This is a genomic window from Mycobacterium europaeum (assembly GCF_002102155.1).
Classification (GTDB): domain Bacteria; phylum Actinomycetota; class Actinomycetes; order Mycobacteriales; family Mycobacteriaceae; genus Mycobacterium; species Mycobacterium europaeum.
The window spans coordinates 55,156-69,116 of record NZ_LQOU01000005.1 but is presented as its reverse complement, the minus strand read 5'-3'; the positions used below and the strand labels follow the sequence as shown (position 1 = coordinate 69,116).

Here is a 13,961-nt window from a genome sequence, read left to right as displayed (position 1 = left end):
GCCCCCGCCTTATCCGCCGCCGCCGATGGCGCCCCGCCCGGATTTCCCGCCGCCCGGCGTACCGCCGCCCTGGCCACCGCCACCACCACCGCCGCCCCCGCCGGACGCCACCGCGACGGCCGTCGTGCGTCCGCTGCCGGACGGCGCCCGGGTCATCCTGGTGGCCGACACCACGCAAACCACCCAGGTGACACGCCAGCTGCGGATGCTGATGATCGGGGCGGGCGTGGCGACCCTGCTGGTTGCCGCGCTGTTGCTGGTGGCGGTCAGCCGGGTGGCGTTACGCCCACTGGACCGGCTGACGGCGCTGGCCAACGACATCAGGACCGGCGACCGCGGGCGACGGCTGCGCCCCGACCGCCCCGACACCGAATTGGGCCGCGCCGCAAGCGCTTTCGATGGGATGCTGGACGCTCTCGAGGCTTCCGAGAGCCGGGCCCGGCGGGCCGCCGACGCGGCGCAGCGCGCCGAGACGGCAACGCGGCGGTTCATGGTCGACGCCGCGCACGAGTTGCGTACCCCGATCGCCGGGATCCAGGTCGCCGCCGAGCAACTCGCCACCAACGCCTCCCAGCAGCAAGGCGACGACGCGGCGGACGGTCAGTATCGCCGGGCCAGCCTGTTGCTCTCCGACGCGCGGCGCGCCGGGCGGCTCGTCTCCGACATGCTCGATCTGAGCCGCATCGACGCCGGCCTGCCGTTGGACACCGACGACATCGACCTGGCCGCGATCGCCGACGCCGAAGCCGACCGGGCCGCGATGCTGGCGCCGCAACTGACCATCAATCGCACGGGCGCCACCGAGCTGCATCTCGACGCGGACCCCACCCGTATCGCGCAGATCCTGTCCAATCTGCTCGACAACGCCCGCCGCTACACCCCGCCCGGAGGCGCCATCACGGTCGACGTTCGCGGGCGCACCGACGCCGCCGAGGTGACCGTCACCGACAGCGGGCCGGGCATTCCCGACGACGAACGGGAACGGATCTTCGAGCGCCTGGTGCGCCTGGACGCCGGGCGCGCCCGCGATCACGGCGGCGCCGGGCTGGGCCTGCCGATCGCCCGGGCGCTCGCCCGTGCCCACGGCGGCGAGCTGGTGTGTCTGCCAGACGAGGGCGGGGCAAGCTTCCGGCTGACGCTGCCGGTGGTTCCGACGGTGAAGGCGGTGAAACGGGACCGATGAGCGGTGACCGCCCCGGGCGAGGCGGTCACCGCTCGACACGGTGACCCTCCGTCAGAATCCCGGCGGCGGGGGCCGGAACGGGTCGCCGGGCCCCGGGGGCGGCGGCCCGCCCGGGCCAACCGGCCCAACGGGTCCACCCGGCCCGCCCGGTCCCGGTGGCCCGCCGAACGGTCCACCCGGCGGATGCGGCGGCCCCGGCTGCCCCGGTGGCGGGGGCGGGGGCGGATCCGCGCTCGCCACCGCGACGCCGAAGCCGGCCGCGGCCGCCCCGAGGGCGCCCGCGAGCAAGGACCCGGCGATGAGTTGGTTGATCTTCACTCGGCCCATCTCTCCTCTCTGTCGGCGGCGGCCCACCAGCGGGCCGCCGCGATGCGCGACAGTAGGAACTCAGCCTGAAGCCAGCCTGAAGGAGCGTCAGCCGGACGCGGCCTCCGCGGTCACGGCGGTGAGCCGCCACTTGTCCAGCCAGGGCTGGACGAGCTCGGCGACCGAGAATTTCGCCGGGACGGAGCACCGCGGCATCGGAGTGTAGGGGTCGCCCCCGCGGATGAGGATGCCGACAGCACGGACCGTGCCGTCGCCTTGTTTGAGGTACACCGGGCCGCCGGAATCACCGCATTGGCCGGGCGCCAGGAACACGACCTTGCTGTCGGTGATCTCGGTGATCGGCCCGCAGGTGGCCTCGCCGGTGCCGATGCCGAGTTTGCACAGTTCCTGGCCGGTCCGCAGGTTGGTGGCGACGCCGGAGACGCGCAAAGTGGCCCCGATGGCCGGATTGCGGGGAACGTGGTCCCCGTTGAGCAGGATGAGGCCGATGTCGTGCTGTTCGTTGTGGACGCCCTCGCTGACCGTCTGGGTGAACGTGCCCAGGGTGGCGTAGGGCAGGACCCCGCCCAGGTTCATCGTCACCTTGCTGGCCTCGCCGGCCCGGTTGCAGTGGCCGGCGGTCAGGACACCGGGCGCGCCGGTGCTGGTGCGCACCAAAAACCCTGCGGTGCAGCCCATCCCGCCCGTCCCGTCGGCGTACTCGACGTAGATGCCCGCACCGGGCCCGACGGCGCTCGACGCGGGCAGATCGATCGGCGACAGGAGCGGCGGCGGGGAGGGCTGAGGGCCCGGGGCGATGGTCTTGGGCAGCAGGTTCACCACGGCGAGGAGGGCGGTGGCGCAACACAGCGACGCGATCACCAGCAACGCCGAATGCGTCCTGGAACGTTGCGGCAGCGGGTATGACACGTGCGTTCCGGCCACCAGCCCCCCTTTGAGCGCGCGATGCCGGTAGGTACTGCACGCCCCAGCTTGCCAGCTTCGGCCGGTCAAATGTGGGGATTGGTCAGATATTTCGCGCGGGCGGGTCAGCTGATCGTGGCCGGCTCGGGGGAGGGCTCGTCGCCGACGGAACCGTGCGTGCGCTGATGGTGGCGCCGGTAGTGGCGGACCTCGATGACCAGGCCCGTCAGGCCCAGCGTCGCCGTGCACACCGACACCAGGTAGAGCAGCGAGTTGGGGTGACCGGCGAGCGCGTCACCCAGGATCACGACGGCGGCGGTGCCGGGCAACAGGCCGCCCAGGGTGGCCAGCGTGTACGGCAGCACCCGCACCGTCGAGGCGCCGGCGGCGTAGTTGATCGCCGAGAAGGGCACGGCGGGAATCAGCCGGAGCGACAAGATGGCCAGCCAGCCCCGTTGCCGCAACCGCTCGTCCACCGTGTCGATCGACCGGTGGCGGACCAGGCGGTTCAGCCGCCATCCCGCGGCCCGGACCAGCAGCAGCGCGATCACCGCGCTCGCGGTGCTGGCGACCACCGCGATCGTCACACCCATCAGCGGGCCGAACAGCAGCCCGGCGGCCAGGGTGAACGCCGTGCGCGGGACCGGCACCACGGTGGCGACGACGTGCGCGGCCAGGAACGCCAACGGGAACCACGGGCCGACCGACTCCGCCCAGTCGCGCATCTGCACCGGCGTGGGCAGCGGCAGCCAGGACGCCGCCGCGATCAGGAGTGTGATACCGACCACTGTGGCGATCGCCCGGGGCCGCGACAGCATGCGCGCGGCCGCGCCCAGCGCGCCGGCGAGGTCGCGCAAGGTCCGGTTGATTTTGCAGGTGGCGGAAGCCGTCACGCCTCTAAAGGTTACGGGCCGCAGATGAATAACTCGTATCCCGAGGCTGGCGTTTCACCACCGGCCCACGCCGATCGCCGGGCCGCGCGGTTTTTTTTCCAACCGGCCCGATCAATTAGCCTCATTAGTGAGTCGCAGGCCCCATTTGCTGGCAAAAAGGGAGCAATCGGTGTCCATTGATGTACCCGAACTCGCCGAACTAGAACAGGTTCGCGGGCGTTGGCGCAGTGCGGTCGCCGGAGTGCTCTCGAAGAGCACCCGCAAGGACCCCGGGGAACTCGGGGACGAGCCCGAGCGCCTGCTGGAAACCCCGACCTACGACGGCATCGCCGTCCGGGCGCTCTACACCGCGCTCGACGAGCTGCCGGAACCGCCGCTGCCGGGCGAATGGCCCTATGTGCGGGGTGCCGACGCGCTGCGCGACGTCAAATCCGGCTGGCGGGTGGCCGAGGCCTTCCCGGCCGACCGCGTCACCGGGGTCACGGCCTCCGACGTCAACTCCGCGGTGCTCGAGGCCCTCGGCAACGGGGCCGGCGCGCTGATGCTGCGCGTGGGGGAGTCCGGCGTGACCGTGGATCAGCTCGAGGACGCCCTGGACGGCGTGCACCTGAGCATGGCGTCGGTGATCGTCGACGCCGGCGCCGACTACTCCGCCGTGGCCGACGTCATGTTGGCGATGGCGGCCCGGGTGGAGGCCGACCAGCGCGAACTGCTGTCGATCGACCTGGGTGGCGACCCGCTCACCGCGGCGCTGAGCGGCCGTCCCGCACCCGCGCTCGACGAGGTCGTCGCGGTCGCGCAGCGCGCGGCCGGTGAACGCGGCGTGCGTGCGGTCACCGTCGACGGGCCCGCCTTCCACAACCTCGGCGCCAACGCCACGTGGGAGCTAGCCGGCACCGTCGCCGCCGGGGTGGCCTATCTGCGGCGGCTGACCGAGTCGGGCATGTCCGTCGGTGACGCGCTGCGGCAGATCAGTTTCCGGCTGGCCGCCGACGACGACCAGTTCGTGACGCTCGCCAAGATGCGGGCCGTGCGTCAGCTGTGGGCGCGGGTCGCCGAGGTCGTCGGCGACCCGGGCGGCGGCGCCGTCACCGTGCACGCGGAAACGTCGCTGCCGATGATGACCCAGCGCGACCCGTGGGTGAACATGCTGCGCTGCACGCTGGCCGCCTTCGGCGCCGGCGTCGGCGGCGCCGACACCGTGCTGGTGCTGCCCTTCGACGTGGCGATCCCCGGCGGCTTCCCCGGCACGGCGCGAAGCTTCGCGCGCCGGATCGCCCGCAACACGCAACTGCTGCTCCTGGAGGAGTCGCACGTGGGCCGGGTGCTGGACCCCGCGGGCGGCTCGTGGTACGTCGAGGACCTCACCGCGCGGCTCGCCGAGAAGGCGTGGGAGCACTTCCAGGAGATCGAAGCGCGCGGCGGGTTCGTCGAGGCGCGTGACTATGTCGCCGGCCAGATCGCCGAGGTCGCCGCTCGCCGCGCCGACGACATCGCGCACCGTCGCACCGCGATCACCGGTGTCAACGAATTCCCGAACCTCACCGAACCCGCTCTGCCGCAGGACGTTTCGACGGGCACGCCCCTCGCTGCCGGCAACCTGCGGCGCTACGCCGCCGCGTTCGAGGCGCTGCGCGACCGCTCCGATGCCCACCTGAGCCGCACCGGCGTCCGTCCGCAGGCGCTGTTGCTTCCGTTGGGCCCGCTGGCCGAGCACAACATCCGGGCCACCTTCGCCGCCAACCTGCTGGCGTCGGGCGGGATCGAGGCTGTCAACCCGGGAACGGTCGACGCGACCACGGTCGCCAAGGCCGTCGCCGACGCCGGATCGCCGGCCGCCGCGGTGATCTGCGGCACCGACAAGCGCTACCAGGACGAGGCCGCGGCGATCGTCGAGGCGGCCCGGGCCGCCGGTGTGTCGAGGGTCTACCTGGCCGGGCCGGAGAAGGCGGTGGGTGACGCCGAGCACCGGCCCGACGACTTCCTGACCGCGAAAATCGATGCCGTCGAAGCCCTTTCGAACCTGCTCACCCGATTGGGAGCCTAGTCCGATGACCACAACCGCACCTGTGATCGGTAACTTCGCCGAGGTCCCGCTCGTCGGCGACCGTCCGCTGCCGCCGCCCACCGAAGCGGCCGTCGAAAAGCACGTCGCCGCGGCCGCGGCGGCGCACTGGTACACGCCCGATCAGCTCGAGTGGCACACCCCGGAAGACATCGCCGTCAAGCCGGTGTACATCGGGGCCGACCGGGCCGCCGCGGTGGCCGACGGTTACCCGCTGAACACCTTCCCCGGTGAGCCGCCGTTCCTGCGCGGCCCGTACCCCACCATGTACGTCAACCAGCCGTGGACCATCCGGCAGTACGCGGGCTTCTCCACCGCGGCGGAGTCGAACGCGTTCTATCGCCGCAACCTGGCAGCCGGGCAGAAGGGCCTGTCGGTGGCCTTCGACCTGGCCACCCACCGCGGCTACGACTCCGACCACCCCCGCGTCCAGGGTGACGTCGGAATGGCCGGTGTGGCAATCGATTCCATTCTCGACATGCGGCAGCTGTTCGACGGCATCGACCTATCGACCGTGAGCGTGTCGATGACCATGAACGGTGCCGTGCTGCCGATCCTGGCCCTGTACGTGGTGGCCGCCGAGGAGCAGGGCGTGCCGCCGGAGAAGCTGGCCGGCACCATCCAGAACGACATCCTCAAAGAGTTCATGGTGCGCAACACCTACATCTATCCGCCCAAGCCGTCGATGCGGATCATCTCCGACATCTTCGGCTACACCAGCGCGAAGATGCCGAAGTTCAACTCGATCTCGATCTCCGGCTATCACATCCAAGAGGCCGGTGCCACAGCCGATTTGGAGCTGGCCTACACGCTGGCCGACGGCGTCGACTACATCAAGGCGGGCCTGGACGCCGGCCTGGACATCGACAAGTTCGCGCCGCGACTGTCGTTCTTCTGGGGCATCGGGATGAACTTCTTCATGGAAGTGGCCAAGCTGCGGGCCGGCCGGCTGCTGTGGAGCGAGCTGGTCGCCCAGTTCAACCCGAAGAACACGAAATCCCTGTCGCTGCGTACACATTCGCAGACCTCCGGCTGGTCGCTGACCGCGCAGGACGCTTTCAACAACGTCGCGCGCACCTGCATCGAGGCGATGGCCGCGACCCAGGGGCACACCCAGTCGTTGCACACCAACGCCCTGGACGAGGCGCTGGCACTGCCCACCGACTTCTCGGCGCGGATCGCGCGTAACACCCAGCTGTTGCTGCAGCAGGAGTCGGGCACCACCCGGCCCATCGATCCCTGGGGCGGCTCCTACTACGTGGAGTGGCTGACCCATCAGCTCGCGCAACGGGCCCGGGCCCACATCGCCGAGGTCGCCGAGCATGGCGGCATGGCCCAGGCCATCAACGAAGGCATCCCCAAGCTGCGCATCGAGGAGGCGGCCGCGCGCACCCAGGCCCGCATCGACTCCGGGATCCAGCCGGTGATCGGCGTCAACAAGTACCAGGTCGAAGAGGACCAAGAGGTCGAGGTGCTCAAGGTCGAGAACAGCCGGGTGCGCGCCGAACAGCTGGCCAAGCTCTCCGAGCTGCGGGCCAGCCGCGACCAGTCCGCGGTCGACGCCGCGCTGGCCGAGCTGTCGCGCGCCGCCGCGGCGCACGGCCGTGCCGGGGGAGACGGTCTGGGTAATAATCTGCTGGCGCTGGCGATCAACGCCGCCCGGGCCAAGGCGACGGTCGGGGAGATCTCCGACGCGCTGGAAAAGGTATACGGACGGCACCGGGCGGAGATCCGCACCATCGCCGGCGTCTACCGCGACGAAGCCGGAAAGGCCACCAACATCGCCACCGCCACCGAACTGGTCGAGAAGTTCGCCGAGGCCGACGGCCGCCGGCCCAGAATCCTGGTGGCGAAGATGGGCCAGGACGGTCACGACCGCGGCCAGAAGGTGATCGCGACGGCCTTCGCCGATCTCGGGTTCGACGTCGACGTCGGCTCGCTGTTCTCCACGCCCGAGGAGGTGGCGCGTCAGGCCGCCGACAACGACGTGCACGTGGTGGGCGTTTCGTCGCTGGCCGCCGGCCACCTGACGCTGGTGCCCGCGCTGCGCGAGGCGCTCGCCGAGGTGGGCCGGCCCGACATCATGATCGTGGTCGGCGGGGTGATCCCGCCCGGCGACTTCGACGAGCTGTACGCGGCCGGGGCCGCCGCCATCTTCCCGCCCGGGACGGTGATCGCCGATGCCGCGATCGGCCTGCTGCACAAGCTCGCCGACCGGCTGGGTTACCCGCTCGACTAGATGGCGCCCCGCAGGAGCGACACCGTCGACGAGCTGGCCAAGGCCGTTCGTGCGGGCGACCGCGCTGCGCTGCCGCGGGCCATCACGCTGCTGGAGTCCACCCGCGCCGACCACCACGAGACGGCCCAGCGGCTGCTGCTGGAGCTGACGCCGGACTCGGGCAACGCCCATCGCGTCGGGATCACCGGGACGCCCGGGGTGGGGAAGTCGACCACCATCGAGGCCCTCGGTATGCATCTGATCGAGCGGGGCCACCGGGTGGCGGTGCTGGCCGTCGATCCGTCGTCGACGCGCACCGGTGGCTCGATTCTCGGCGACAAGACCCGGATGGCGCGCCTGGCGGTGCACCCCGACGCCTACATCCGGCCGTCGCCGACGTCGGGCACCCTGGGCGGCGTGGCAAAGGCCACCCGGGAGACGGTGGTGTTGTTGGAGGCCGCCGGTTTCGACGTGATCATCATCGAGACCGTCGGTGTCGGCCAGTCCGAGGTGACGGTGGCCAACATGGTCGACACGTTCGTCTTGCTGACCCTGGCGCGCGGCGGCGATCAGCTGCAGGGCATCAAGAAGGGTGTGCTGGAGCTGGCCGACATCGTGGTGGTGAACAAGGCCGACGGCGAGCACCTGGCGGAGGCGCGGGTGGCGGCCCGCGAGCTGTCCTCGGCGATCAGGTTGATCCACCCCCGTGAAACGCTGTGGCGGCCACCGGTTCTCACGATGAGCGCGATGGAGGGGACCGGTCTGAAGGAGTTGTGGGCCACCATCGAACGTCATCGCCAGGTGCTCACCGAGGCCGGCGAGTTCGAGGCGCGCCGGCGGGCCCAGCTGGTCGACTGGACGTGGCAGATGGTGCGCGACGCCGTCTTGGACCGGGTGCTGTCCAGCCCGAAGGTGCGCACGATGCGCGCCGACGTCGAACGCCGGGTCAAGGCGGGGGAGCTGACCCCCGCGCTGGCGGCACAGCAAATATTAACGGCTGCGTCAGAATAACGGATAGATAAACAATTCGATTTCGCTCCGGGAAGGTGTGAAATCGAAGTAAATTCGAAATTGTGACGGTGGAAGCCCGAGTCGATCGCCGCGCGGTCCCTGTCCACGATGACCTTGACGCAGGTCACCGTGTGTCCGGCGCGGCGGACTCACACTTCGGATGCGTCGTTCGAAGCTTTTCGACCATGTTCCCCGCCCGTCGGTTCGGCGGCGGTGCGCTGGCGGTGTATCTCGACGGCCGGCCCGTCGTCGACGTCTGGACCGGGTGGTCCGACCGGGGCGGTGACCGGCCGTGGTCGGCCGACAGCGCGCCGATGGTCTTCTCGGCGACGAAGGGCATGGCCGCCACCGTGATTCACCGGCTCGCCGACCGCGGGCTGGTCGACTACGAGGCGCCCGTCGCGGAGTACTGGCCGGAGTTCGGGGCCAACGGCAAGGCCAACCTCACCGTGCGCGACGTGATGAGGCACGCCGCCGGCCTGTCGGGCCTGCGCGGTGCCCGCAGCGAAGACCTGCTGGACCACGTGGTCATGGAAGAGCGCCTGGCCGCGGCGGCGCCGGGGCGGCTGCTGGGCAAGTCGGCCTATCACGCGCTGACCTTCGGCTGGCTGATGTCCGGCCTCGCCCGGGGCGTGACCGGCAAGGGCATGCGGGCGCTGATCCGCGAGGAGCTCGCGGAGCCGCTGGGGACCGACGGGCTCTACCTGGGGCGCCCGCCGGCCGGTGCGCCGACCCGGGTCGCCGAGATCATCGCGCCGCAGAACCTGGTGCGGAACCCGCTGCTCAGCTGCGTGACGCGCAAGGTGGCCAACGAGCTGTCCGGCGGTTTCCGGTCCATGTACTTTCCGGGCATGGTGGCCGCCGTGCAGGGCGACACGCCCCTGCTGGACGCCGAGATCCCGGCCGCCAACGGGGTGGCGACGGCCCGCGGGCTGGCGCGGATGTACGGGGCCATCGCCAACGGCGGCGAGGTCGACGGCATCCGGTTCCTGTCCAGGGAGATGGTCGCCGGCCTGACGGGCCGACGCAGCCTGCGGCCGGACCGAAACCTGTTCATGCCATTGGCATTCCACCTGGGCTATCACAGCCTGCCGATCGGCAACGTGATGCCCGGCTTCGGCCATGTCGGGCTCGGCGGCTCGCTCGGCTGGACGGACCCCCCGAGCGGGCTGGCGTTCTCGCTGGTGCACAACCGGCTGCTGACGCCGTTCGTGATGACCGATCACGCGGCCTTCGTTGCGCTCTACGCGCTGATACGCAACGCCGCCGAGAAGGCACGCAAGCGCGGCTTCGAACCGGTGACCGAATTCGGGGCGCCGTACTTCCAGCCGGGAGCCGTCGCCGGCTGACCCGGCAAACGTTCGCGCGCGGTTGCGCGGACCGCGCTCAAGCGCAGCATCGCGGTGGCGGACACCGGAAAAGTCCAGCTCAGCCGGGTTGCTAAGCGGTCCGATTAATCCTGGTCTACGCGGTCTTTACGTAGTTGATATGTGTTTCATCGAACCGGCCTGCAAAGTCAAAGAATCGGTAATAATCCCGCGATAGACCTGGCGTCGATGACGCGCACGACTTGAAAGGCTGAAGCAGGATGAAACGGGCCCGCATGACTCGACCCGCCGAGAGCTTTGCCGGCACCGGTAATCTGCTCGAGCGTTCGGCCGCGACGCGCCCCCTCGCTGTGTTCGTCCTGGGGATGGGGCGGTCGGGGACGTCGGCGCTCACCCGGGTCCTTTCCTTATGCGGTGCCACGCTCCCGGCGGGAATGATGGGGGCCGACGAAACCAACCAGCGCGGCTACTGGGAGCCGCGCGCATCGCTCCTGCTCAACAGGTCGATCCTGGAGCGCCGCGGCAGCGCTTGGTGGGACCCGTCGCTGCGTGTGCTGGAGCAAGGCGCCTTCACCGCGGCGGAGCGGGCGGCGTGCACCGCCGACATCGAGGCTTACCTCAGGTCGCTGCCGGACGCGCCGCTGCTGGTCATCAAGGACCTGCAAATCGTGGTGCTCTGGGAGATGTGGTTGGAGGCGGCGCGCGAGGCGGGTTTCGACGTCGCCGTCGTGATCGCGGTGCGCCACCCGCAGGAGGTGATCGCGTCGCTCGGGAAGGCCACCGGGGCGTCGCCGGAGCTCGCGAGTGCCCTGTGGCTGAAGGGAAATCTGCTGGCCGAGCGCCACTCGCGTGGCGTGCCGCGGGTCTTCGTCGAGTACACGCGGCTCCTGGAGAACTGGCGCCGCGAGGTGGGACGGGTTGCCTCCGCGCTGGAGATCGACCTCCGCGCCGAGGACGAAGGCGCAGTCGATGAATTTCTCACGCCTGATCTGCGGCGCAACCGGGACACTGGCCCGGTCATCGATCGCTTCGGCGCCGACTGGATGTCGGCGGTCTACGGGGCGATGCACGCGGCCGCGCTGGACGGGCCGCCGGACGTGGCGACGCTGGACCGTGTGTTCGAGGCCTACCGGGCCAGTGAGCATGACTTCCGAATCGCGCTGGAAGACGCTCGCAGCCATTCCAGCAGCCTCACGGCCAGGCTGCTGCGGCCGTCCCTCGTGAAGCCGGTGCTCGAGGTCATCGCGATGGCGCACCGGCGCAAGGGGACCTGGGCCTAGGCGCCGACGGCTCCCTTCTCCCGCCGGGTGGACTCGCCCGGGTCATTTAAATGTGAAGTCAATACAACAAATACGCAAAAGCGCTGTCCCGCTAGTTGCACTCGCGCTAAAGTATTCAACGCACCATGATCCGATCATTCGCTCGTCAGGGGAGAGCCTGATCCCGCAGGAGGTGCAGGGGGACGGTGCCGTCTTTGTGCCAAAGACGTTGGGGTGGCTCGAGTTTCGTCTCGACGTCGTAGTGCACACCGGGTAAGACGGTCTCGACTGTGGCGGCGTTGCTGTGCGTCGAAGTTCTAAATGTGCGTGCAATCGGCAATTCATGGGCGACAACGAAATAGCCAGGTGCACCGAAAGGTTTGCGTTTTCGATGAGATCTGCCCGGATCGCCAAATTTGCTGCAGCTACTCACCACGCCGCCCGTCGTCAGGAAAGTTCGGTCCGTCCCGGAACCGCGAAGCGCCCGGTCATCGTCTTCGTGTTGGGCCCCCAACGGTCGGGGACGTCGGCGATCACTCGGGTCCTCTCGCTGTGCGGCTGCACGCTTCCGGCCGGGATGCTGGGCGCGGACGCCAACAACCCGATGGGCTATTGGGAGCCGCGGGCCGCCATCACGCTCAACGAGTCCATCCTGCGGCGCAACGGCAGCAACTGGTACGACCCGGCGCTGTGCTTGCCGGACGACGCCGGCCCCAGCCAGCAGGAGCGGGCCGCCCACATCGCCAAGATCGGCGACTACCTCACCAAGCTGCCGGCGGCGCCGCTCGTGGTGATCAAGGAACCCCGGATCACCACATTGTCCGACCTGTGGTTCGAGGCGGCACGCATCGCCGGGTTCGATATAGCGGCCGTCATCGCGGTGCGCCAGCCGCAGGAAGTCATCAAGTCGATCGCGGCGTCCTGGCGAGTGTCTGCGGCGCTCGCCAGCGCGATCTGGGTGAAATACAACCTGCTGGCCGAACGCCACACGCGCGGGGTGCCGCGGGTGTTCGTCGAGTACGCCAACCTGCTCGACGACTGGCGACGCGAGATGAAGCGCATCTCGGTGACGCTCCCCGACGAATTGAGCGCCGAGGAAGAGCAGGCGGTCGAGGACTTCCTGCGGCCCGATCTGCGACGCCAACGACACTGCGGTCCGGTGGCGGATCTTTTTGGCACCGACTGGGTTTCCGCAATCTACGAGACAATGTCCGCGGCGGCGTTGGACGAGCCCGTGGACACGCTCACCATGGATCGCGTCTTCGGGTCCTACCGGGCATGCGAGCGCGATTTCCGTCAGGCGTTCCAAGATTTTCACGGCTTGTCCGGCAGCATGCTGTTTCGCGTCTTCCCGCCGGTGATTGCCGGGCCGGTGATGGAGGTGCTCGCCATGGCTCACCGGCGCAGGGGCACTTGGGCCTAGCGGTTGCGGGCCGGGATCGGCAATCCCGGTGACCGCGAGTGAGCGCCCGATATGATCGACCGGACCGCGATCGCGGGAACTTGCTCTCCTACCTGCAGACCAATGGGAGGTCCCGGCTCTTGTCAGCTTCCGTGCTCATCACCGGAGGGGCGGGGTTTATCGGGTCGGCGCTCTCGCACCGTCTCGTCTTGGACGGTTACGACGTCGCGGTGATGGATGTCTTGCACCCGCAGGTGCACGGGGCAGGCCGGCCGATCGACCTGCCGCCGACGGTGCGGTTGTTCACCGGCGACGTCACTCACGCCCCCGATTGGGACGCGGTGCTGCGCTTGTGTCGGCCGTCGCAGATCGTCCACTTGGCGGCCGAGACCGGAACCGCGCAGTCCCTGTCGGAAGCCACGCGCCACGGTTCGGTGAACGTGGTGGGCACCACCCAGCTGCTCGACGCCTTGAGCCGCTCCGGAATCGTTCCCGACCAGCTCGTACTGGCGTCGTCGCGGGCGGTGTACGGCGAAGGTGCGTGGCAGGCCGGCGCCCATGTCTTCTATCCGCGGCCGCGCAGCCACGCGCAGCTCGTGGCCGGCCAGTGGGACCCCCTGGGACCCGACGGTGAACCTGCGGTGCCGCTGCCGAGCTGCGCGAGCGGAACGGAACCCCGGCCAACCAACGTGTACGCCGCCACCAAGCTCGCCCAGGAGCATCTGCTGGCGGCCTGGGCGGCCGCGCACGACGCCAATGTCAGCGTGCTCCGGCTCCAGAACGTATACGGCCCGGGCCAGTCACTGACGAATTCGTACACCGGAATCGTCGCACTGTTCGCCCGGTTGGCGCGCGAGGGCCAATCGCTGGAGGTGTACGAAGACGGCCGGATCGTGCGCGATTTCGTCTACATCGACGACGTCGTCGACGCGCTGTACGCGGCCGTGCGGCGGCCCGCGAACGAGTCGCGCCGCGTCGACATCGGATCGGGCAACGGGACCACCATTCACGAATTGGCCAACAAGGTCGCCGCCATGTGCGACGCGCCGAACCCGACCGTGGTCGCGAAATTCCGCGACGGTGACGTGCGCGCCGCCAGCTGCGACATCGGGCAGGCCGAAACCGAGCTGGATTGGCACCCGAAGTGGACACTCGACGACGGTCTGCGCGCATTGCTCGAATGGATCGCCAAGCGGTCCGAATCCTCCGGCTGACCGGCCCAAAGAGCCGCCTCCGCCGTGCCAAGAACCACAAGCGCCCGACCGCATCGGCCGCCTACCCAGCAAACGGCGTGACTCTGGATGGCAGGGCGGCGACCGTCTGAAGCATATGATTGGGGCCTGATCAATGGGAGAAAGTTCGTGCGAACCGG

At 69.7% G+C, this 13,961-nt stretch carries 11 protein-coding genes; 8 read left to right on the top strand and 3 right to left on the bottom strand.

Translation table 11 applies throughout. The features are described from left to right. Positions 1-1,183, top strand: a 1,183-nt coding sequence (locus tag AWC03_RS02005; protein WP_085238866.1) for a HAMP domain-containing sensor histidine kinase, incomplete at its 5' end; no start/stop codon positions are given. 51 nt (positions 1,184-1,234) lie between these two features. On the opposite strand, the gene AWC03_RS27585 is transcribed toward AWC03_RS02005, so the two are convergent. The 3 genes from AWC03_RS27585 to AWC03_RS01995 all read right to left on the bottom strand — a co-directional run bounded on the left by AWC03_RS27585 (position 1,235) and on the right by AWC03_RS01995 (position 3,306). Then, positions 1,235-1,501: a hypothetical protein gene (locus AWC03_RS27585; RefSeq protein ID WP_249025810.1), complete on the bottom strand. Its 267-nt coding sequence runs from the start codon at positions 1,499-1,501 to the stop codon at positions 1,235-1,237. A 96-nt stretch (positions 1,502-1,597) separates the two neighbouring features. After that, the gene (locus tag AWC03_RS02000) at positions 1,598-2,434 is read right to left on the bottom strand and encodes a trypsin-like serine protease (RefSeq protein WP_476738882.1); all 837 of its coding nucleotides are present in this window, start codon (positions 2,432-2,434) and stop codon (positions 1,598-1,600) included. Positions 2,435-2,538: 104 nt separating this feature from the next. Then, positions 2,539-3,306: a TVP38/TMEM64 family protein gene (locus AWC03_RS01995; protein ID WP_085238856.1), complete on the bottom strand. Its 768-nt coding sequence runs from the start codon at positions 3,304-3,306 to the stop codon at positions 2,539-2,541. A gap of 169 nt (positions 3,307-3,475) precedes the next feature. On the opposite strand from AWC03_RS01995, the gene mutA reads away from it, so the two are divergent. The 7 genes from mutA to AWC03_RS01960 all read left to right on the top strand — a co-directional run bounded on the left by mutA (position 3,476) and on the right by AWC03_RS01960 (position 13,803). After that, positions 3,476-5,353: a methylmalonyl-CoA mutase small subunit gene (gene mutA / locus AWC03_RS01990; RefSeq protein WP_085238855.1), complete on the top strand. Its 1,878-nt coding sequence runs from the start codon at positions 3,476-3,478 to the stop codon at positions 5,351-5,353. A 4-nt stretch (positions 5,354-5,357) separates the two neighbouring features. Further along, entirely contained in the window at positions 5,358-7,610 is a 2,253-nt protein-coding gene (gene scpA, locus AWC03_RS01985; protein ID WP_085238854.1) for a methylmalonyl-CoA mutase, read from the top strand. Further along, positions 7,611-8,600 (top strand): methylmalonyl Co-A mutase-associated GTPase MeaB, encoded by a 990-nt coding sequence (gene meaB, locus AWC03_RS01980; protein ID WP_085238853.1) that lies wholly within the window; start codon positions 7,611-7,613, stop codon positions 8,598-8,600. It abuts the gene before it with no gap. Between the two features lie 62 nt (positions 8,601-8,662). Continuing rightward, complete coding sequence (gene lipL, locus AWC03_RS01975; RefSeq protein WP_085238852.1) at positions 8,663-9,949, top strand: esterase/beta-lactamase LipL; 1,287 nt, start codon at positions 8,663-8,665, stop codon at positions 9,947-9,949. A gap of 344 nt (positions 9,950-10,293) precedes the next feature. After that, positions 10,294-11,208, top strand: coding sequence for a sulfotransferase family protein (locus AWC03_RS01970; RefSeq protein ID WP_085238864.1), 915 nt, complete (start codon positions 10,294-10,296; stop codon positions 11,206-11,208). A 481-nt stretch (positions 11,209-11,689) separates the two neighbouring features. Further along, on the top strand, positions 11,690-12,610 hold the full coding sequence (locus AWC03_RS01965; protein WP_420845640.1) for a sulfotransferase family protein: 921 nt from the start codon (positions 11,690-11,692) through the stop codon (positions 12,608-12,610). 131 nt (positions 12,611-12,741) lie between these two features. Further along, complete coding sequence (locus AWC03_RS01960; protein ID WP_085238851.1) at positions 12,742-13,803, top strand: NAD-dependent epimerase/dehydratase family protein; 1,062 nt, start codon at positions 12,742-12,744, stop codon at positions 13,801-13,803. Positions 13,804-13,961: the final 158 nt, after the last annotated feature.